Raw genomic sequence first — 18,944 nt, 5'->3', positions numbered from 1 at the left:
CTCTCACACAGACTCGGCCGGGCTCTCACGGCCTGAGGTCGCTACCTGCGGCAGTCCGCGGGCGAGTTCGGGACCGAGGTCAGAGATGCTGCGGGCACCCATGAGGCCCATGGCGGTGAGGATCTCCTGCCGGAGGAGGGCGATCGCCCTCTCGACGCCTCGCTGTCCGCCGGCCATGAGCCCGTACAGGTAGGCTCGGCCGATGAGCACGAAGTCCGCACCGGCGCACAGTGCGGCGACGACATCGGTGCCGGACATGACTCCGGAGTCGAAGATGAGTTCCATCTCCGGTCCGACTTCGGCACGGACTTCAGCCAGAGAGGTCAGCGAGTCCGGTGCCCGATCGAGCTGACGGCCTCCGTGGTTGGAGACGACGAGGCCGTCGGCACCGACAGATCGGGCGCGCCGGGCGTCGTCGGCGGTGAGGATGCCCTTGACGAACAGCTGTCCCGTCCACTGCTCGCGGATCCACCGCAGGTCATCGAGGTCGAGGGTCGGGTCGAACATCGTCTGTGTCATCTCGGCCAGGGACTGGGAGGTGTTCGACAGTGACGCGTACTTCGGCGGTTCGGTAGTGAGGAAGTTGAACCACCAGCCGGGACGATAGGAGGCGTCGAGGATGGTTCCCAGATTCAGTCGGGGTGGAATCGTCAGACCGTTGCGCTGATCACGCAGACGCTGACCGGTGATCGGGGTGTCGACGGTGACGAGAAGAGTCTCGTATCCGCTGGCGGCGGCTCGCTGGATCAGGTCGAGACTGCGCTGCCGGTCCTTCCAGAGGTAGAGCTGAAACCACCGGGTGGAATCCGGCGCCGCCTGGGCGACGTCTTCGACCGAGGTCGTGCCCATCGTCGACAGCGAAAACGGGATTCCGGCCTTCGTCGCCGCGCGCACTCCGGCGACCTCGCCTTCGGAGTGCATCATGCGCGTGTAGCCGGTCGGGGCGATGCCGAAGGGCAGTCGGGCTCGGGCGCCGGCGATCGTCGTCGCTGTGTCGGGGGCGTCGACTCCGTGGAGGATTCGGGGAAGCAGCTCCACGTTCCCCAGTGCGTCACGGTTCTTCTTCAGGGTCCGCTCGTCCAGAGCGGCACCGTCGACATAGTCGAACGGAGCCGTCGGAGTCACTCGCTTGGCGATGCGGCGGAGGTCCCAGATGTCCGCGGCCGACTCCAACCTGGCAGCGACACGATCGAGGCGGGGCAGGTCGAACTGCAGCAAGGGGGCGAGCTCTTTGAGATCAGGCAGTCGACGTTTCATCTCTCTCCTTGTTCAGGGTCCGGCTGGCATCCGCGTCCCGGAGGTTCCACGGTGGGGTAGTTCGCGGTCCGCAGAATGGAGTCTAATGAGGCGAGCGCCGCACCCGCTGAGGCGACCGTCATCCGAACGCCTGTCCACCCGAATCGAGCTACTCGACTCGCCCTACGCGAGTCGCTGAAACCCCGCAGGTCGAATGCTCAGTTCCGGTCGAGGTAGGCGAGCACTGCCGCCACGCGTCGGCTCGTCGTCTCCCCCGCCTGGAGGCCGAGTTTGTCGAAGATCGCGCTGATGGCCTTCTCGACGGAGCTGACGGACACGTAGAGGCGTTCGCCTATTCCCCGGTTCGACAGTCCCTCGGCCATCGCTTCGAGCACTCCATTCTCTCGCGGTTTCAGGGTCGACAGCGTGTTCTGCCGGTCCGAGGTGGTGAGCAGCTGTCGGACGACGTCGGGATCGATGACCGTTCCGCCTTCGGCGATCCGATGGACCGATTCGAGGAACCGGTCGATGTCGGTCACCCGGTTCTTCAGCAGGTAGCCGACGCCGACGGATTCAGTGCTCAGCAGCTCTGTCGCATACTCGCGCAGCACGTACTGGCTGAGGACGAGCACGCCGATGTCCGGGAAGCGTCGTTTGATCGCCAACGCCGCTTCAAGGCCTTCCGTCGTATTGGTCGGCGGCATTCGCACGTCGACGATCGCAAGGTTCGGTCGCAGCTCGGCGACCGCCCGCAGCAGCTCGCCTCCGTCTCCGACGGATGCGACGACGCTGATCCCTTCGTCTTCGAGCAGACTGCGCACACCTTCACGCAGCAGCACCGCGTCATCTGCGAGGACGGCGCGCATCTGATTCTCCTGCTTCTCTGTCATGGTCACCTCTCGGTCGTACCGACTTCTTCTGCGATCCCGTGCGGAATCCGAGCGCTCACGGTGGTGCCTGCACCCTCAGGGGAGTCGACGGTGAGACTGCCGTCGAGCGCACCGACCCGCCGTGCGAGACCTTGGAGTCCTCCTCCATCCGGATCGGCTCCGCCGATACCGTCATCGGCGATGGTGACGGTCAGCGTCCGTGCCTCGTCGACGATGCCCACCGTGGTGCTTCCCGCCTCGGCGTGTTTGACGATGTTCGTCACCGCCTCTCGGACGACGAAGTAGGTGGCGGATTCCACTGCCGGCGGAAACCTGCCCTCCGGCACGGTCGTGAGGGTCAGCGGCACAGGGCTGCGGTCGGCGATCCTCTCGAGCACGGGACGGAGTCCGTGGTCGTCCAATGCTGTGGGGTAGACCCGCCAGGCGACTTCCCGCATCTCGTCGATGAGGTCCTGGGACTGGACGAGGGCATCGTCGAGCAGGCGTTGGGCTTTCACCGGGTCAGAGGCACGCTGGGCACGAGCGATGAGCACGGACAGGGAGACGACGTTCTGCTGCACGCCATCGTGCAGGTCGCGTTCGATCCGGCGTCGTTCCTCGTCGATGGCGAGGACGACTCCGCGACGGGTCGTCAGCAGCTCGCTGATGCGGGTGTGGACGGCGAAGGGACGCTCCACCTCCGCGAAACGCGCATCGATGCGCCCGTGCGCCCAGTTCGCCGCTTCGGCCACCGCCGCGGCTCCGATGAGGTTCGCCGCTCCATAGAGGACACCGACGAACAGCGTGGGCTGGGAGATCGTCCACATATCGAATCCGATGTCGATCGCTCCGCCGATGAAGAATCCTTGTACGAGCGAACCGAGAGTGACGAAGAGGAACCCGCTGAGGAGGTTCGCGGTGGGCACTATGGCGATCCCTGCGACGAGGCCGTGGCAGAGAAGGAATCGGCGGTGGGTCGGCGCCGTGGCGAGGACGAGTCCGAATCCGCGGGAGTGTCGGGAAAGCTCCCAGCTTCTCACCCTCCCGGCAATACGAGACGACGGCGGGAATGCGGAGGCGATGAGCAGCGGCAGACACAGCAGACCGCCCCACAGGACCGCCAGGACGGACCGCGCCCATCGCGCGGCGAACATCCGTGATTCGGGAGGGATCCGGGTGGACAGCGCGCTCGGCCAGGGCATGGCTCGATCGTAGCAACGCAGAACGCCGCCACACAGGGGTTCGGCCGCAGTCTCGGGTTCCGGTTTTCCGCAGCGATGCCGCCGGTCGACCGCGCTGACTGTGTGTCTGACCGCGTACCGCCTGGGCCATCTGCTCTTTAGCGTGGATGAGTATGGATCTCACACTCGAGCTGCTCACCGCCACTCTCACATCACCGTGGGTCTATCTGCTCATCGCTGTGGCCGCGGCGCTCGACTCGCTCGTGCCCATCGTTCCGTCGGAGACCCTGCTCATCACGGCAGCGACGTTCGCCGCGGCAGGGCTGCCTCATCCAGCGGGTCTCGTCCTCGCCGCCGCCGGCGGGGCTCTCCTCGGTGATCTGGCAGCACACCTCGTCGGCCGATTCGCCGGCTCTGGTGTCGGCAGATGGCGGCGGTGGACACGGGCGGCGGAGCTCATCGATTCCACCCGCACCGTCTTCTCCCGCCGAGGCGGCGCCACCCTCATCGCCGGTCGATTCGTTCCCGGCTGGCGCAGCGTGGCGACCATCGGCTCCGGCTTGCTCGGCTTCCCCCTCCGCCGCTTCCTCCTCTGGGACGGCATCGGGTCTTTGGCCTGGGCACTCTATTCGACGGGAATCGGATTGGTGGGAGGCTCGATCTTCGCGGACCGCCCGCTTCTGGGAGTGGCCGTCGGCATCGGCATCGCCGTGGCCGTCACCGGCACAGCCGAACTCGTCCGCAGGCTTCGGCGACACCGTCGCGGACGCATCGGGGCCCGATTCGACAGTCTCCGGGGCCGAGGTGGCACCATGGAAGGGATGTCTCAAACACATGTGTGGTACGTCAGCTACGGTTCGAACATGGCCCGCGATCGGCTCGCCTGCTATCTGCAAGGCGGGCGGCCGCCCGGAGCGATGGTGACCTATCCGGGGGCCAGAGACGGGACGCTCCCCCAGGCCGAGGCCGGGATCGAACTGCCCGGCACCATCTACTTCGCCGGCGAGTCGAAGGTCTGGGGCGGTGGAATGGCCTTCTACGACCATTCCCTGCCCGGACCGACCCCGGCCAAGGCCTACCTCATCACCGCCGCGCAGTTCGCCGATGTGGCGGCTCAGGAGATGAACCGCCCACCCGAACCCGACAGTCCGTTGGAACAGCTCGTCTTCGACCTGCCCGCCGGCAGCTCCCATTCGGTGGGTCCGGGCGGGTACGAGACCCTGCTCGTCCTCGACGATGCCGACGGTGTCCCGATGGTCACATTCACGGCCGCCCACGGTTCAGCCGATGCCGAACACACCCAGCCGCAGGAGCCGTATCTGGCGATGCTGCGCACGGGCACAGCCGAAGTCAGGGCCGCTTCTGCTGGGCAGCACCTGCCCGCAGCTGCACAAGTGTGAGATCGAGCAGCGGAGTCGCTGCTCCCAGTTCGTCTGCTGTGCGCGCCAGATCGCCGAGGATGTGCTCCGTCTCGCTCGGCAGACCGGCCGTCACGTCCCGGTAGAGGGATGAGGTGAAGGCAGACCCGTCCTCGGTGAGCATCTTCAGCGTCATCGCGTGGGCCTGCTCTGACACCGAATGTCCGGCGGCTGCCGCCACAGCTTCGAGTTCATCGACGATGGCATGCACATGCGGCCTGCCGCCGGCGTCCATGATCGCTCCGACCGGCGCACGGAACAGACAGGTGACGACTCCGGCTGCGGCGATGAAGATCCACTTCTCCCACAGTCCGTCGATGATTCCGTCGATGACCTGGAGTCTGAACCCGGGCACGTCCAGTGCTTCGATGATCCGGGCCGACGCTTCTGCGCCGTCGATGCCGCCGATGGTCATCACGGCCAGATCGGTGAGTTGAACGACGGCACCGTCTCTGATGGTGCCGACGATCTTGACGAGTCCGCCGAGCACCTGTCCGGGATAGCGGTTCTGCAGCTTCTCGATCTGGGCCATGCCGTTGAGGAACGGGACGATCGTCGTCTGCTCTCCCACAGCCGGTCCGATGTCTTCGATGACCGAGTCGAGGCCGCCTGCTTTGACCGCGACGATGACGAGGTCATAGGTCTGCGGTGCGGCGCTGAGTTCCTCTGCGGTGACCACCTCGACCTGATTCGTCCGGTCATCATCGGGAGCAGTGAAGCGCAGCCCTTCCGAGCGAACGGCTTCCGCCCGAGTCTGCCTGAGCAGGAACGTGACATTGCGACCGGCCTCGTGCAGGTAGGTGCCGAACGCTCCGCCGGTGGCGCCTGCCCCGGCGATGAGGATCGACAGGTCGGCGCCTCCACCGGTTGCCGTGGTTGCGCTGACAGCTGCTTCGGTCATCTCAGATCCTCCTTGAGCTCCCGAGCGGCCGCAGCGGGATCCTCTGCCGAGGTTATCGCACGGACGACGACGGCACGGTTCGCGCCCGCCTGCCGGATCGCATCCAACCTCTCCCCAGCTGAGATCCCGCCGATGGCGAACCACGGTGTGGCCGCCACGGCGGCGGTGGCGGTCAGCAGTTCCGTCCCCACGGAGGTACGGCCGGGTTTCGTCGGGGTCTCCCATACCGGGCCGACACAGAAATAGTCGGTCTCGGGGTCGGCATCGGCGGCGAGCGCCTGGTCGAGGGAATGTGTGGAGCGGCCGAGGACGACGTCGGGGCCGAGCACGGCTCTGGCTTGAGCACTGGTGAGGTCCCCCTGTCCGACGTGGAAGACATCGGCGTCGGTGAGGAGCGCGACATCGGCACGGTCATTGACGGAGAAGAGCTTGCCGTGCCGGGCAGCGGCGTCCTTGAGGATCTCCAGTGCTGTGATCTCGGCGCGGGCCTCGAGGCTCTTGTCCCTCAGTTGGATGATGTCGACTCCCCCGGAATAGGCGGCGTCGAGGAACTCGGCGAGGTCGCCTTGCACGGTCCTGGCATCGGTGCACAGGTAGAGCGACGATTCGGCCAATCGGGCCTCCCGCCAGGCTCTCTTCGAATGTCGCGCTGCGGTGCGCGGTGGCATCTGTGTGGTCATGGTCATAGAGTAGAGGAGTTCGCGGGAGCCTCCCAACGAGGCTGAGAGGGCGTAAGAGCCGACCGTCAGACCTGATGCGGATCATGCCGCCGGAGGGAGAAGCTGTGAGAGTCATCGTCGTCGGCGCCGGGATCATCGGCCTGTCCACGGCCTGGTATCTGCGCCGTCTGGGCGCCGAAGCCACCATCATCGACCCCGCCCCTGCCCAGGGGGCGAGCCATGCTGCCGCGGGGATGCTCGCTCCCGCCGCCGAGGTGGTGTGGGGGCAGAGTCCCCTGTATCCGCTGATGCGGGCCTCGGCGGAGATGTACCCGGATTTCGCCGCCGAGGTGGCGAGCGCCGCCGGAGCCGATCTCGGCTTCACGGATGCCGGAACCCTGGTGTGCGCCGGTGACCGAGCCGATCTGCAGGCGCTGAGGGAGCTGCGCGACGCACAATCGCGGTCCGGTTTCGCCACCGAACTGATCACCGGCAGCGCTGCTCGCCGGATCGAGCCGTCGCTGGCGCCTGCCGTGGCCGGTGCCGTGCACATTCCCGGTGATTGGTCGATCGACCCCCGTCGGGTCTCCGCCGCTCTGCTGTCTGCCCTGTCGGCCGACGCGGTGTCGCTCGTTCGGCAGCGGGTGACCGAGCTGCTCAAGGACGGCGATGCGACCGCGGGTGTCCGACTGGCCGATGGCCGCCGGATGGAGGCCGATCAGGTGATCGTCTGCGCTGGCAATGCCGTGACTGAGATCGCGGGTGCACCAAAACTGCCGATCCGAGAGGTCTGGGGTGATGTTCTGAGGCTGCGTGCCCCTGCCGAGGTGACTCCCCTGCTGACGCGCGTCATCCGCGGTCTGGTCAACGGTCGCTCCGTCTACCTGGTGCCTCGCCCCGACGGAGAGATCGTGCTCGGCGCCAGTTCCCGTGAAGACGGGCTCTCCGGCACCCCTGCCGGAGCCATCCACCGACTGCTCGCTGACGGACAGCGACTGGTCCCCGGCATCCTCGATGCGGAGATCACCGACATCACCACGCGCGCCCGGCCCGGATCCCCTGATGACCTGCCGATGATCGGGCGCATCGATTCCGGCTGTGTCGTGAGCACCGGGTATTTCCGACACGGCATCCTCTTGGCCCCGCTCGGCGGCAGGCTCGGTGCCGAACTCGCCGTGGGTGCCGCTTCCGACTGGCCACCTGACGGGACGCTCCAGTCCGTGTGCCCACAGCGCTTCACCACAGAAGACACCACCACTCACTCAGCGAGGAGCTTTTCATGACCGACCGCGAACACTCACCGACCATCGTCCTCAACGGCGAACACCATGAGCTGTCGAGCGCCACCTCGGCGCTCGACCTCATCGCCGACGTCACCGGACGGGAGCTGAACCCCGATGGGACACCTGCCGACGGCGGACGTCTGGGCATCGCCCTGGCCGTCGACGGTGACGTCATCCGACGCGGAGCCTGGTCCGGTTTCACCCTGGCCGACGGGCACACCGTCGACATCGTCACCGCAGTGCAGGGAGGCTGAGATGACCTGGACGATCGATGACGTGGAGCTGTCGTCCCGCCTCGTGATGGGCACGGGTGGGGCGAGTTCCCTGAGCATTCTCGAAGACGCCCTGCTGGCTTCGGGGACCGAGCTGACCACGGTGGCGATGCGCCGTTTCGACGCCGAGTCCCGAGACTCGGTATTCAGCATGCTGCAGCGCTTGGGGATTCGGGTCCTGCCGAACACAGCCGGCTGCTACACGGCCCGGGACGCCGTGCTCACAGCCCGCCTGGCCCGGGAGGCACTGGAGACGAATTGGGTGAAACTCGAGGTCATCGCCGATGAGGACACCCTGCTGCCGGATCCCATCGAACTCTTCGCCGCCGCCGAGGAGCTCGTCCTCGACGGGTTCACGGTCTTCGCCTACACAAACGACGATCCGGCTCTGGCCAAACGCCTGGAGGACGCCGGGGTGGCTGTGGTGATGCCGGCCGGCGCTCCGATCGGCAGCGGACTGGGCATCCTCAACCCGCACAACATCGAAACCATCGTCTCCCGTGCACAGGTGCCGATCATCCTCGACGCCGGTGTCGGCACCGCCTCGGATGCGGCCCTGGCGATGGAACTCGGGTGCACCGCGGTGCTCCTGGCCTCTGCCGTCACCCGCGCCCACGATGCTCACGCCATGGCCCGGGCAATGGCCCTGGCCGTGGAAGCCGGACACCTGGGCAGCGGGAGGATTCCGAAGCGGCCGTTGGCATTGGCATCGTCGCCGTTCGACGGAATGGTCGCAGCACAATGACCGCCGTGTCCACGACGACTCCCGCTGCCCAGGTGTCGCTGCCTCCGCTCGTCGACCCGGTGGAGGCCCTGTCCCGGGAGGAGCTGGAACGCTACTCCCGGCATCTGAGTCTGCCGGGATTCGGACTCGAGGGTCAACGACGTCTGCTGGCCGCCTCGGCGCTGGTCATCGGAGCGGGCGGGCTCGGGGCCCCGGTGCTGGGCTATCTGGCGGCCGCCGGGATCGGGTCGATCACGATCATCGACGATGATGTGGTGGAGGCCTCGAATCTGCAGCGCCAGATCATCCACCGGGATGCCGATGTGGGCCGGGCGAAGGCCGAATCCGCGGCCGCGGCACTGAAACGGCTCGATCCTGGTCTCGCTGTCCGCCCGATCGTGGGCCGGTTGAGCCCGGAGAACGCGCTCGACCTCTTCGCCGCCCACGATGTCGTCCTCGACGGTGCGGACAACTTCGCGACCAGGTACCTGTCCAATGATGCCGCAGAACTCACCGGCACCCCCTTGGTGTGGGGCACGATCTTCCGGTTCGCCGGTCAGGTGAGCACCTTCGTCCCCGCTCACGGACCGATGCTTCGCGACCTGTTCCCGGACATCCCGGAACCCGATTCGGTGCCCAACTGTGCCGAGGGAGGTGTGCTCGGGGTGCTGTGCGGAACCGTGGGGTCGGCGATGGCGACCGAGGCGATCAAGCTCATCTGCGGAATCGGTGCACCCTTCATCGGTCGACTGCTGCGCTATGAGGCGCTGTCCGGGGAGTATTCGACACTGCGGTTCTCCCCCGATCCCGAACGTCCCGCGGTCACCGATCTCACCGAGGTGGCTGCCGCCTGTGCCGCGGATCCGGACGGTGGTGAGGCGACCCGCTCCTCGGTGAACGAGATCGACGTGGCCGAATTTCGGTCCTGTCGAACCGATGTGGTCGTCGTCGATGTGCGGGAGGACTGGGAACGGGAACTGGCGGCGATCCCCGGTTCGGTGCATCTGCCTCTGGACGGTATCCGAGACGGTGGTTGGGAGGCGCTCACAGCGGCGCTCAGGGATAGTGCCGTGCGTCCGGAGTCGGCGGTCGATATCGTCATCCACTGCAAGTCCGGGGCTCGGTCAGCCGAAGCCGTCGGGATCCTGTCAGGTTCGGTGCCTAACGGCGTCCGCCTGCGCTCGCTCGCCGGCGGCATCGATGCGTGGTCGGCCGCCGACCGACTGCAGTCAGCTCGAACGGACTAGGGACCGGTGAGGTCAGGAGCCCGACCGGTCTGCCAGCATGGTTCTGAGCCCCCGTTCGCCGGCTCTCATCACGGCACCGTGCATGAGTCGGGACAGGGGTCGCATCGCCCTGACGATCATTCTGGTCGTCGTCACGCACCACAGTGAATCGATTTCCGTCGTACCTCGGACGTCGGTCAGGGTCCACAGGCCCTCGCCGCGCAGATCACCATCCGAACGGAACCGGATGAGGCGGGGAGCATCGGCCTCATCGACCTCGATGGCGAAACGCAGAGACCACCCGATCGGGGCATGGACCAGGAGATGGGCCCGACTGCCGGGAGTCACTGTGGTTGCGCCGGCCGGGTCAGCCCGCGCGGAGCCCGCCTCTTCGCCCGCTGTCAGGCCCGGCCACCACTGCGACCACTCGTCGACCCGTTCCAGGACTGCCCACACCGATTCGACTCCGGCGTCGACGATCCACCGATCGTCGAAATGGAACGGTGCGGACTCTCCGGCCTGTGGGGTCACATGCGCGTGGCTCATGATACGACGGTAGTGTGAAGGATGTGAGTGAGGACAATTTCGTCAGCAACCGCCGCCCTTCCCCCTTGGGCGGCCGCAAACCGACCAGGGACGACCTTGCGGCGTTCGCCACGGACGATCCGAATGCGATCGACGATATCCTGCCGACCGACTCCTCCGGACTGAAGATGCTCATCGTCGGCATCAACCCGGGGCTGTGGACGGCCGCGGTCAATGCCCCGTTTGCGCGTCCCGGCAATCGTTTCTGGGCGTCGCTGCACCAGGCGGGTCTCACCGATCATCAGGTCGATGCCTCGCGCGGACTCGAACCTGCCGATGAACAGCAGCTGCTCAACCGTGGAATCGGCTTGACCAACCTCATCGGGCGAGCCACTGTCCGCGCCGACGAACTCTCCCGGCAGGAGCTGCATGACGGTGCGGCACACCTCATCGAGCGTCTTGCCGACATTCGACCGCGTGCGGTGGCGATCGCCGGGATCACAGCCTTCCGCACCGGCTACCGGCTGCCGAAAGCTCAACTCGGTCGGCAGGACACATCGCTGATCGACGGCTGGCCCGCCGCTGTGGCTCTGCATGTGGTGCCGCAGCCGAGCGGACTCAACGCCCATTATCAGATCCCGGATCTCGCGCGGATCTGGCGTGAGGTCTGGGACAGCATCGACGACTAGGCACGTGGCCCGCCTCCGGTGAAGTGCTGCCGACAGCGAGCGACATAGGTATCCAGCCCACCGACATGACTGGCGTCGATCACGGTCGCGGCGAGGGTCGACGCGGGGGCCGGAGCTCTCTTCGCCGCTTCTGATCCGAGTGGGCTCTCCGTCTGCTCCAGGCGTTGGTGGAACACGGCGTCCCTCCCGCACACGGTGCACACTGCGGTGAGTCTGAGCACGTCTTCGGCTACGGCCATGAGACTCGGCAGCGGCTCGAAGGGCTGCCCGTCGAAGGTCACGCACAGGCCTTCGACGATGACATCGAGTCCCCGCCCGAGGAGTTCCTCGACTTCGGGGACGAGTTCCGGGCCGAAGAACTGGGCCTCATCGATGGCGATGAGGTCATAGTCCTTCTGCCGGGCCGCCTCGGCGAGGGACGCGACGTCTCCGAGCGGCACTGCAGGGATATTCACCCCGGTGTGCGAGGTGATCGTGGAGATGTCCGAACGGGTGTCGAGGGAGTGGGACACGACGAGGACATCGACTCCGGCGATCGTGGCTCGCCGGACCCGACGCATGAGCTCTTCGGATTTCCCGGAGAACATGGGGCCGGCGATGACCACGAGGCGTCCGGAGTCAGTCATCGACGCTGACTCGCTTGGAGTCGGTGTCGACGGTGACTTCCGTCTCTTCGCCGTCCTTGTCGAAATCGAACTGGAATTCCTTCACAGTGTCGTCGTATTCGAGCTTCCAGCCGATGAGCTTTCCGTCGGCTTTCTCCTGGGCCAGTTTGAGAGCTTCGTCGAAGGACATCGGGTCGTTGAGATCGATGGCCTTCTCCTCGTCATCGGTCGAGTCCTGCTCGTGTTCGACGATCTTTCCGGTCTCGGCGTCGATCTCGACGTCATGATCGGTGTTTCCCTCAAGGATGGACACCTCGTACTGCCAGGCCTGGTCCCTGTCGTCCCAGTCGAGCTCGATGCCGTGAACGATTCCGTTCCCGACTTCCTCTTCGGCCGTCTTGATCGCGTCTTCGGCACTGATGGTCGGCGATTCCTTGCTCAGATCGGCTTCGGCGGACAGTCCCTCCCCCGATGAATCCTGAGTCGATTCCTTCGCCTCGTCCTCGCCGGGGTCCTCGCTCTGATCGTCGCCTTCGGCAGTGCCGGCCGGTGCCGATTCGCTTGCTGCGGGCGAATTCTGAGCCTCATCGGCTCCGTTTCCGGAATCACTTCCGCCACACCCTGCCAAGCCGAGTGTGAGGGCCGCAAGTCCTGCCACTGTGCTCATTGCCATACGTTTCGTCTTCATGATTCACACGCTAGCAAGCAAACGCATCTCGCCCAGGGTTTCTGAGAACAATCTCATCTGGCACGCGTCCGCAGCCGGTACTCAGTCGAGGCAGAATTCGTTGCCTTCGGGGTCTGTCATCACAATGAATCCGTGTTCCAAAGGCGGATCCGGGTCGACGCGGCGAAGGCGGCTTCCGCCGAGTTCCGTCAGCCGGGTGCATTCGGTCTCCAATGCGTCCATCCGCTCATCGCCGTCGAGCCCGGGCGCGGCACGGACGTCGAGGTGCATGCGGTTCTTCACCGTCTTGGCCTCGGGCACCGTCTGGAAGAAGACGCGGGGACCGACCTCTTCGGGGTCGTCGATGGCAGCACGCATGTTTTCAGGGCCCAGTTCGATTCCGAGGTCGGCGATGAATTCCTTCCAGGCGGTGATCGGGTCCTCGTCTTCGCCGAGTCGTACCCCCGGCGGGCCGGGAATGATGTAGCCGAGTGCTTCGGCCCAGAAGCGGGCGAGCCTTTCGGGATCGTGGCAGTCGATGGTGATTTGGACTGTTCGGCTCATGTTCGGTTGCTCCCTATCGTTCGGTTCTGCCCTCGATGCATTCGCGCAGCGGATCAGCATGGCCACTGTGGCGGGCATATCCTTCGATGCGGTGGACAAGGAAATCGCGCACCGCACTGTCTTCTCGGCCGAAGTGTGCGCCGAGGACGTCGTGTCTGCTGACTTCAGTGCCAGCGGCTGCCTGTTCCTGTTCGAGCAGCGACATCGTCGACGGTGGAACGGACATGGTGGTCATTCTGCTCCGGTGAGTGCCTGTGCGCCAGGGTCATGGCCCGGTTGTCAGGGTTCAGACAGCCAGGCTGTCGTCGAGTTCGAACAGGCTCGGGAGCTCCTCTCGGATCGTGGTTCCGAAGTCGAGAGCTCCACCGAAGACGTCTTCGATGGTCTCGACTGTCTGCAGCACCCGGTCCCGGGAGAACTCGGGAATGAGCTCTCCGTGTTTGAGGTAGCCCCTGAGCACCCCAGTTGTGGCGGCCCTCAGCCCGAGTCGTCCGGCGATGAGCCAGGTGATGCATTCGGTTTCGAAACGCACCTGCGCGAGTTCGGCCGTCGTTTCGGCTGCCGCCACTCCGAGGTCGGGCCTCTTCCCTCTGTGTCCGGTGAAGATGAGGGCGAGCTCGGTGAGGAGTCGGGTGAGCATGACGGAGGCGCTGCGTGTCTGCGGCAGATGCGTCGGCAGCAGGTTCTTCCTGCGCAGCGTGCTGAGCACTGTATGCAGCCCGTCCCAGGTGGGCGTGCCCGCGTTGCGAAAAGGACTGAGCACGCCTGAAGTGGCGTCTGGCCGCTGCTGCGCGATGAGGGCCGCATCGATGGCGGACAGCTGTGGGGCCCGGCGGATGACGGCGAGCAGCTGGTCCCATGGCATCAGCGGACGATGGCCATGCTCCCCGGCGCCGAGAGCATCGAATGAGTTCGAGTTCTGATCCATATCCTCACGGTAGGCGCAGCCACTGACGCGAGATTCGATGCCGCTCGGCCTCCTTGCCTCGGCCTCCTTCCCCCGGCTTCCTTGCCCCGGCTGCAGCAGTAGGCTCGCGGTGAGAAGAGTTCAGTGGGAGAGGACAGAGCAGTGACGGAGAGCAAACGGGACATTCATCTGCGGATCGGACGGGAGGAACTTGTCATCCGGCAGCGCTACCAAGTCATCAGCATCGCCAATGATGTGCTCATCGGTCTGTGGTTCCTCATCGGCAGCTTCATGTTCTTCTCCGAGTCGCTGACCTATTCGGGAACGTGGCTGTTCGTCATCGGAAGCGTCGAGATGCTCATTCGTCCGGTCATCCGGCTCATCAGGCACCTGCATCTGCAGCGGCTGCGCAGCCCCTCAGCGGCCGACGACGACTCCTACGACTACTGAATACAATCGTCCAGTCGATTCGCACCGCAAGCTGGGCAGCCGCGGCCGCTGCTCCCATCAGGGCGCTGCCGCGACGCCAGTCGGCAGCGGCCAGAGGCCGCCCCAGCTCGGCGAGCTCTCGCCGCGCGAGTGCCGCCCCTGGCCACATGATCGGCACGGCAGTGATCACTCCCGCGGTATAGCGTCGCAGCACTGCCGACGCCAGCAGGTGGGTGAACACGTGGGTTTCGAGCCCGGCGACCGCGTATCGGTAGAACGCGGACTCCCCTCGAGTCTGCATCCCGCGGATCCCCGCCGCAGCCACAACGGCACCGACCAGGCCGATCGCGGCCAGGCTCTGACGTGTGCTCATCGTCAGCGCCTCGATGCCGGAGAGACCGGCCAGGTGGTCGGCCGTGGCAGGAAAGGTCAGGGCTTCCTCGGCATCATGCAGTGCCCAGGCTGCGAACATGGTCACGGGTCCGCGCATCATGGTGCATCCTTTCCGCTGTCGAGCAGCTGCTCACCATTCCATCATGATCGGGCCCGCCCGTCGGCCAGGCGCAGTCTGTGATGCGCCGACTCATTCGCCCATCGCTGGTCGTGCGTGGTCGCCAGAACGGCGCCTCCGCGGCGTAGGAATCGCTCGATGATCGCGTCCAGCCGGGTCATTGCGGCCAGGTCGCGTCCGATCGTCGGTTCGTCGAGCAGCAGGACTGTTGCCTCGGTCATCAGTGCCGAGGCGATGACGACGTCTTTGCGCCGGGGCACGTCGAGGTCGTAGGGGTGCTCGTCAGCGAACTCTGTCAGATCGGCCGCGGTGAGGACGGTATCCACGTCTGCCCTGCGTTGAGCTTGCACTCGCGCCCGATCTCGCCGCCGATGCGGCGGCAGAGGTGAGGCGTGAAGCAGTTCGCGTGCCACTGTTGCCGCGGAGAGCTGCAGTCCGGGATCCTGCCCCACCCACCCGAGGTGGGCGCTGCGTGCGTGGGCAGGCTGCGCCTCCACCCGAGTCATCTCGCCGAGGCGGCCGACCGTGATCGTGCCCGTCACCGTCGCGGACCGGTCGAGAAGCCCGAGGAGAGCTCGCAGCAGCGTTGACTTGCCGACTCCGTTAGCTCCTGTGACGGCGGTGAGTTCGCCGGACCGCAGATCGAGGTCGACACCGTCGAGGATGCGTCTGGTTCCCCGGTCCACGTTGAGGTCGCGGACAGTGAGCACTGCATCTGCCTGATGGGTGGTCTCAGTCGGAACGGTCGCGGCGGCGTCGGTGCGGCTGTCCCAGATGTCGCCGGATCGAGTCGACCGAGTCGACGGCTGCAGCCGTCCTGCGTCGAGGAGGTGGGTCGGCGCGCAGATCCGGGTGAGTTCGTCGATCTGATGACCGGTCATGAGCACTGCCCCTCCCTGGGCACAGAATTCCTGCAGCACTGTCGCCAGGCGGGATCGCATCTGGGGATCCAGGGATTGTGCGGGTTGGTCGAGGATGAGCAGATCGGGCCCCGGCGCGAGGATCCGCGTCAAAGCGACCAGCTGCCTCTGCCCGCCGGAGAGTGTGGCCAGCCGTCGGTTCCACAGTTCTCCGATCCCGAGCAGTTCGACCATGTTCCGGGCTCGGTCGTGGGCTTCGGTCGGGTCGTATCCGTGCAGTCGGCATGCCAGCTGCGTCTCATCGCCGACGTGGCTGGTCATTCCGCTCAGCTGCGCTTCCGGGTCGTCGCCGAGCAGGGCGACCGTGCCCCCGAGGTCGATGGTGCCGGTCATGGTTCCGCGTGAGGTCAGCTGTCCCGTCAGGAGTCGGCACAGAGTCGACGTTCCCGATCCGAGCGGTCCGAGCACCGCGGTCATGTCTCCACCGGTGATTTCGAGGCTGATGCCGGTCAGTGCGGGATTGCGTTCTCCGTGATAGGTGAAGCCGCCGTCCGTGATCGCCGCGATCATCTCAGGCACCGCCGATCAGGTCTGCTGCACCCGGCAGAGGCAGGACTCCTGCCACTGAGGCGGCGATGAGTCCGAGGGCCGCGAACGGAGTCAGGATCCGGAGGAGTCTCTGTCCTGTCCCGTCCGTGTGATCCTGGAGTGCAACCGTGGTCGAGCTCGAATCGAGGCCGCTCGCTTCGAGCACGTCGTGACGCTGATCGACGGTCTGGAGGATCGCGGTGACGAGTCCGACGACGATTCCCGGCAGCAATCGGATCCGCACTCTCCAGGAGTCGGTGGCCCAGCCTCGGGCCCGTCTCGCCTCAAGGATGTGTCGGGTGCGTGCGCCGATGAGCGGGATGAGTCCGCTGGCAGAGGCACACACATAGGCGACGCCCGAGGGCAGACGGAGTCGGCGCAGCCCGTCGAAGAGGCGGGCGGAATCGACACCGAGTCCGAACAGCGCGCACATTCCGATCAAGCTGCTCACACGCAGCCAGATCTGGACGGCGATGCTCAGTCCTTCGACACTGAGACGGGCCGGTCCGGCCTGCCAGAGCACGTGCACCTCGGCGCCGGGGTAGAACAGTCCCTGCACGACGGTGAGTACGGCCAGAGTGGGCAGGCAGAGGAGTCCCACGGTCATCGACCATGTCCGCAGCCGGACGACAGGTGATGACGCCACGGTCACGATCGTGCCGACAAGGATGATGACCGGCACGATCGGAGAGGGGATTCCGAAGACGAGCAGCAGGCTGCAGGCGAGGATGACCAGCTCGGTGGCCGGATGCAGACGACGCCTCGGGCGGAGTGCCCCAGCGGTGTCGGCGGCAGTGTGCCTGACGGGTGTGGCGGGGCTCATTCCGTCGGCTGTGCCGATTCGACCGGTTGCACGGGCCCGGAGTCGCGAGTCGTCGAACGCGGCCGACTGTGAGCGGCGAATTCATAGCGACCGATGATGCGTTTGGGCAGCGAGCGGATGACGACGTAGGCCAGGGCGAAGATGAGCGCCTTGTCGACGATGTCGGAGACCATGCTCTGGGCGAACGTGGCGTTGAACATCTCGAGGCCGGCGGCTTGGAGGATCGCAACGACTCCCCCGGTTCCGGCTCCCAGACCCCCGCCGAAGACGTAGGCGGCGACGGGCGCCCCGATGGCACCGGCTGGAACACCGGCGACGGCGCCGACGATGATCGCGGTCCAGGGTGTGCGGAAGACTCCGAGACGTGCGGCCCAGCCGGCGGCGGCTCCGATGAACGCCGCCCCGGAACTGAACGCGATGACGCTGGGGCTCAGGGTCACGCCCCAGATGAGATTCGAGATGATGCCGGTGAAGGCTCCTGCGGCGGGGCCTGCCAGGACGCCGATGAGCACGGTGCCGATGGAGTCGAGGTAGAGCGGGACGGGGGTGTAGTTGCCGATGACCTGCCCGATGACGATGTTGAGGGCGATGGCGACCGGGATGAGCGCGAGCACGCTGCGCGGAATGAGCGGGAGGGTGCCCGCTGCGAGCAGGATGCCTCCGCCCAGATAGCCGAGCATGACCCACAAGGTGGTGTGGCCGAGGTCGACGCCGAGGTTGGCCGGTTGGGTCAGCAGCACGGCGAGGTAGGTGCCGATGATGACGAGGGTGCCGAGCAGCGTGAGGGTGAGGGGAAGAGCGCGGTTGCGGTTTTGTCCGGGACCGACCGTGGTGGTCGGCCCCTGCCCAGACTGTCTGGAGTGTGTGGTCATGCGGGTGGTCCTTTCATCAGGGTGGCGCTGAGGTGGTCGAGGAATGCGGGGGCGTCGATGGTGCGGATGATCTCTGCGTTCACGGGTCTGCCCCACCGGCCCAACCAGTCGGCGACGGTTTCGCCTCGTGTGAGTGTACCCGTGAGTTCGACATCGACAGGCGCCCACAGCGTCCTCGCCCAGGGCAGCACACCTCCGGCGCCCCTCACCGGCACCGAGGCGGCCGCCGGCAGGGCATTCGTGTTCGGCCCCTCGGACTGTGCGCCGTTCGCGGGAATGGTGTTCTGTCGCGCCCAGGTCAGAGCACAGGCGAGAACGAAGGGATCGTGGATGTGGGCGAGATAGCCCAGCCCGTCGGATTCGTGGAATTCGAAATAGAACCGCAGCGCCTCGGACAGCTGAGCCGCCATCTCCTGCCACGTCTGACCGACGGCAGCGGCTCCGTCGCGGATGCGGGTGAGGCGATCGGGAGTCATCTCGACGGCTTCGGTGGCTTCGATCGGGGCGATGACCGGCAGGTGGGCGACCTGCCCTCGTTCATGGACCGCATTGAAGGCCGAGAGCACTCGGGCAGTCGACTCCGGATCGAAGGTGACGTTCCATTCCGTCGTCGGGTGGGTGTTGCCCCGGTAGTTGAACGCTCCGCCCATGATGAAGAGACGTTTGAACAGACGCGGCAGGTCCGGGTCGATATCGAGTGCCAGGGCGAGGTTGGTGGACGGACCGATGACGACGCCGAGGAGCTGTCCGGGATGGGTGTGCGCTGCATCGACCCACGCCTGTGCGGCCGACACCGAACTGATCGGGGCCGTCGGAGCCGGCAGCCGGGCATACCCTCGTCCGGTGTCGCCATGGGTGAGGTCGGCGTATTCCAGAGATTCGTCCGCTGCCGCCGGCTGAGTCTGTCGTGCCAGCGGAAGGCTGTGACCGGCATGGATGGGGATGTCGTTGCGCCCGGCCAGTGATAGCCATCCGCGGGTGTTCTCGACGACCTGTGCGGTGGCGACATTGCCCCCTGAGGCGGCGATGCCGACGACGTCGACGTCGTCCTGGCAGCACAGATAGGCGAGGGCGAGTGCGTCGTCGATCCCGGGATCGCAGTCGAGGAACAGCGGCAGAGTGGAAGACATGGTTC

The 18,944-nt window shown here is 66.1% G+C and carries 23 protein-coding genes and 1 riboswitch; of the genes, 7 read left to right on the top strand and 16 right to left on the bottom strand.

Annotation, left to right across the window (positions count from 1 at the left end; translation table 11 throughout):
• Window positions 1–3: 3 nt before the first annotated feature.
• The 3 genes from FHG09_RS12215 to FHG09_RS12205 form a co-directional block, all read right to left on the bottom strand.
• Window positions 4–1,257: an alpha-hydroxy acid oxidase gene (locus FHG09_RS12215; RefSeq protein ID WP_152347927.1), complete on the bottom strand. Its 1,254-nt coding sequence runs from the start codon at window positions 1,255–1,257 to the stop codon at window positions 4–6.
• Between the two features lie 197 nt (window positions 1,258–1,454).
• Window positions 1,455–2,102, bottom strand: coding sequence for a response regulator (locus tag FHG09_RS12210; protein WP_152348051.1), 648 nt, complete (start codon window positions 2,100–2,102; stop codon window positions 1,455–1,457).
• A 26-nt stretch (window positions 2,103–2,128) separates the two neighbouring features.
• Window positions 2,129–3,307, bottom strand: coding sequence for a sensor histidine kinase (locus FHG09_RS12205; protein ID WP_152347926.1), 1,179 nt, complete (start codon window positions 3,305–3,307; stop codon window positions 2,129–2,131).
• A gap of 152 nt (window positions 3,308–3,459) precedes the next feature.
• Here FHG09_RS12205 and FHG09_RS12200 point away from each other — a divergent pair, with 152 nt between their 5' ends.
• The gene (locus tag FHG09_RS12200) at window positions 3,460–4,686 is read left to right on the top strand and encodes a DedA family protein (protein WP_193627375.1); all 1,227 of its coding nucleotides are present in this window, start codon (window positions 3,460–3,462) and stop codon (window positions 4,684–4,686) included.
• Here FHG09_RS12200 and FHG09_RS12195 read toward each other — a convergent pair.
• Window positions 4,637–5,605 carry a ketopantoate reductase family protein gene (locus FHG09_RS12195; protein WP_193627374.1) on the bottom strand — a complete coding sequence of 323 codons (969 nt, stop codon included), beginning with the start codon at window positions 5,603–5,605 and terminating at the stop codon, window positions 4,637–4,639. The two genes, FHG09_RS12200 and FHG09_RS12195, sit on opposite strands and share 50 nt — an antisense overlap.
• Entirely contained in the window at window positions 5,602–6,285 is a 684-nt protein-coding gene (gene thiE / locus FHG09_RS12190; protein WP_227492735.1) for a thiamine phosphate synthase, read from the bottom strand. Before thiE ends, FHG09_RS12195 begins: the two co-directional genes overlap by 4 nt.
• A gap of 11 nt (window positions 6,286–6,296) precedes the next feature.
• Window positions 6,297–6,400: riboswitch (TPP riboswitch) on the top strand.
• Here thiE and thiO point away from each other — a divergent pair.
• The 4 genes from thiO to FHG09_RS12170 all read left to right on the top strand — a co-directional run bounded on the left by thiO (window position 6,390) and on the right by FHG09_RS12170 (window position 9,790).
• The gene (gene thiO, locus FHG09_RS12185) at window positions 6,390–7,547 is read left to right on the top strand and encodes a glycine oxidase ThiO (RefSeq protein WP_152347924.1); all 1,158 of its coding nucleotides are present in this window, start codon (window positions 6,390–6,392) and stop codon (window positions 7,545–7,547) included. It overlaps the preceding riboswitch by 11 nt.
• The gene (gene thiS, locus FHG09_RS12180; protein WP_152347923.1) at window positions 7,544–7,801 is read left to right on the top strand and encodes a sulfur carrier protein ThiS; all 258 of its coding nucleotides are present in this window, start codon (window positions 7,544–7,546) and stop codon (window positions 7,799–7,801) included. The genes thiO and thiS overlap by 4 nt, the downstream gene beginning before the upstream one ends.
• A gap of 1 nt (window position 7,802) precedes the next feature.
• Window positions 7,803–8,564, top strand: a complete 762-nt coding sequence (locus tag FHG09_RS12175; RefSeq protein ID WP_152347922.1) for a thiazole synthase — start codon at window positions 7,803–7,805, stop codon at window positions 8,562–8,564.
• Window positions 8,561–9,790, top strand: coding sequence for a ThiF family adenylyltransferase (locus FHG09_RS12170; RefSeq protein ID WP_152347921.1), 1,230 nt, complete (start codon window positions 8,561–8,563; stop codon window positions 9,788–9,790). The genes FHG09_RS12175 and FHG09_RS12170 overlap by 4 nt, the downstream gene beginning before the upstream one ends.
• Window positions 9,791–9,802: 12 nt before the next feature.
• Here the strand turns inward: FHG09_RS12170 and FHG09_RS12165 are convergent, their stop codons facing one another.
• Window positions 9,803–10,315: an SRPBCC family protein gene (locus tag FHG09_RS12165; protein ID WP_152347920.1), complete on the bottom strand. Its 513-nt coding sequence runs from the start codon at window positions 10,313–10,315 to the stop codon at window positions 9,803–9,805.
• 23 nt (window positions 10,316–10,338) lie between these two features.
• Here FHG09_RS12165 and FHG09_RS12160 point away from each other — a divergent pair, with 23 nt between their 5' ends.
• Window positions 10,339–10,983 (top strand): mismatch-specific DNA-glycosylase, encoded by a 645-nt coding sequence (locus FHG09_RS12160; RefSeq protein ID WP_152347919.1) that lies wholly within the window; start codon window positions 10,339–10,341, stop codon window positions 10,981–10,983.
• On the opposite strand, the gene FHG09_RS12155 is transcribed toward FHG09_RS12160, so the two are convergent.
• The 5 genes from FHG09_RS12155 to FHG09_RS12135 form a co-directional block, all read right to left on the bottom strand.
• Window positions 10,980–11,609 carry a thymidine kinase gene (locus FHG09_RS12155; protein WP_152347918.1) on the bottom strand — a complete coding sequence of 210 codons (630 nt, stop codon included), beginning with the start codon at window positions 11,607–11,609 and terminating at the stop codon, window positions 10,980–10,982. The two genes, FHG09_RS12160 and FHG09_RS12155, sit on opposite strands and share 4 nt — an antisense overlap.
• Window positions 11,602–12,276, bottom strand: a complete 675-nt coding sequence (locus tag FHG09_RS12150) for a PepSY domain-containing protein (RefSeq protein WP_152347917.1) — start codon at window positions 12,274–12,276, stop codon at window positions 11,602–11,604. The genes FHG09_RS12155 and FHG09_RS12150 overlap by 8 nt, the downstream gene beginning before the upstream one ends.
• A gap of 81 nt (window positions 12,277–12,357) precedes the next feature.
• Window positions 12,358–12,819: a VOC family protein gene (locus FHG09_RS12145; protein ID WP_152347916.1), complete on the bottom strand. Its 462-nt coding sequence runs from the start codon at window positions 12,817–12,819 to the stop codon at window positions 12,358–12,360.
• A gap of 13 nt (window positions 12,820–12,832) precedes the next feature.
• On the bottom strand, window positions 12,833–13,045 hold the full coding sequence (locus FHG09_RS12140) for a DUF664 domain-containing protein (protein ID WP_227492733.1): 213 nt from the start codon (window positions 13,043–13,045) through the stop codon (window positions 12,833–12,835).
• 60 nt (window positions 13,046–13,105) lie between these two features.
• Window positions 13,106–13,747 carry a hypothetical protein gene (locus FHG09_RS12135; RefSeq protein ID WP_152347914.1) on the bottom strand — a complete coding sequence of 214 codons (642 nt, stop codon included), beginning with the start codon at window positions 13,745–13,747 and terminating at the stop codon, window positions 13,106–13,108.
• A gap of 141 nt (window positions 13,748–13,888) precedes the next feature.
• Here FHG09_RS12135 and FHG09_RS12130 point away from each other — a divergent pair, with 141 nt between their 5' ends.
• Entirely contained in the window at window positions 13,889–14,176 is a 288-nt protein-coding gene (locus tag FHG09_RS12130) for a YrhK family protein (RefSeq protein ID WP_152347913.1), read from the top strand.
• Here the strand turns inward: FHG09_RS12130 and FHG09_RS12125 are convergent.
• The 5 genes from FHG09_RS12125 to FHG09_RS12105 are packed head-to-tail and all read right to left on the bottom strand — an operon-like array spanning window position 14,109 to window position 18,939.
• The gene (locus FHG09_RS12125) at window positions 14,109–14,648 is read right to left on the bottom strand and encodes an HXXEE domain-containing protein (RefSeq protein ID WP_152347912.1); all 540 of its coding nucleotides are present in this window, start codon (window positions 14,646–14,648) and stop codon (window positions 14,109–14,111) included. The two genes, FHG09_RS12130 and FHG09_RS12125, sit on opposite strands and share 68 nt — an antisense overlap.
• Window positions 14,649–14,689: 41 nt before the next feature.
• Window positions 14,690–16,096 carry an ATP-binding cassette domain-containing protein gene (locus FHG09_RS12120; RefSeq protein WP_152347911.1) on the bottom strand — a complete coding sequence of 469 codons (1,407 nt, stop codon included), beginning with the start codon at window positions 16,094–16,096 and terminating at the stop codon, window positions 14,690–14,692.
• Window position 16,097: 1 nt separating this feature from the next.
• The gene (locus FHG09_RS12115) at window positions 16,098–16,937 is read right to left on the bottom strand and encodes an energy-coupling factor transporter transmembrane component T family protein (protein ID WP_152347910.1); all 840 of its coding nucleotides are present in this window, start codon (window positions 16,935–16,937) and stop codon (window positions 16,098–16,100) included.
• On the bottom strand, window positions 16,934–17,809 hold the full coding sequence (locus FHG09_RS12110; RefSeq protein ID WP_152347909.1) for a histidine kinase: 876 nt from the start codon (window positions 17,807–17,809) through the stop codon (window positions 16,934–16,936). The genes FHG09_RS12115 and FHG09_RS12110 overlap by 4 nt, the downstream gene beginning before the upstream one ends.
• Window positions 17,806–18,939 carry a nucleoside hydrolase gene (locus FHG09_RS12105; protein WP_152347908.1) on the bottom strand — a complete coding sequence of 378 codons (1,134 nt, stop codon included), beginning with the start codon at window positions 18,937–18,939 and terminating at the stop codon, window positions 17,806–17,808. Before FHG09_RS12105 ends, FHG09_RS12110 begins: the two co-directional genes overlap by 4 nt.
• Window positions 18,940–18,944 lie beyond the last annotated feature (5 nt).

Source organism: Brevibacterium sp. CFH 10365 (genome assembly GCF_009299785.1).
Taxonomy (GTDB): domain Bacteria; phylum Actinomycetota; class Actinomycetes; order Actinomycetales; family Brevibacteriaceae; genus Brevibacterium; species Brevibacterium limosum.
The sequence above is the reverse complement of the archived record's forward strand: the minus strand, read 5'-3'. Positions and strand labels throughout refer to the sequence as shown.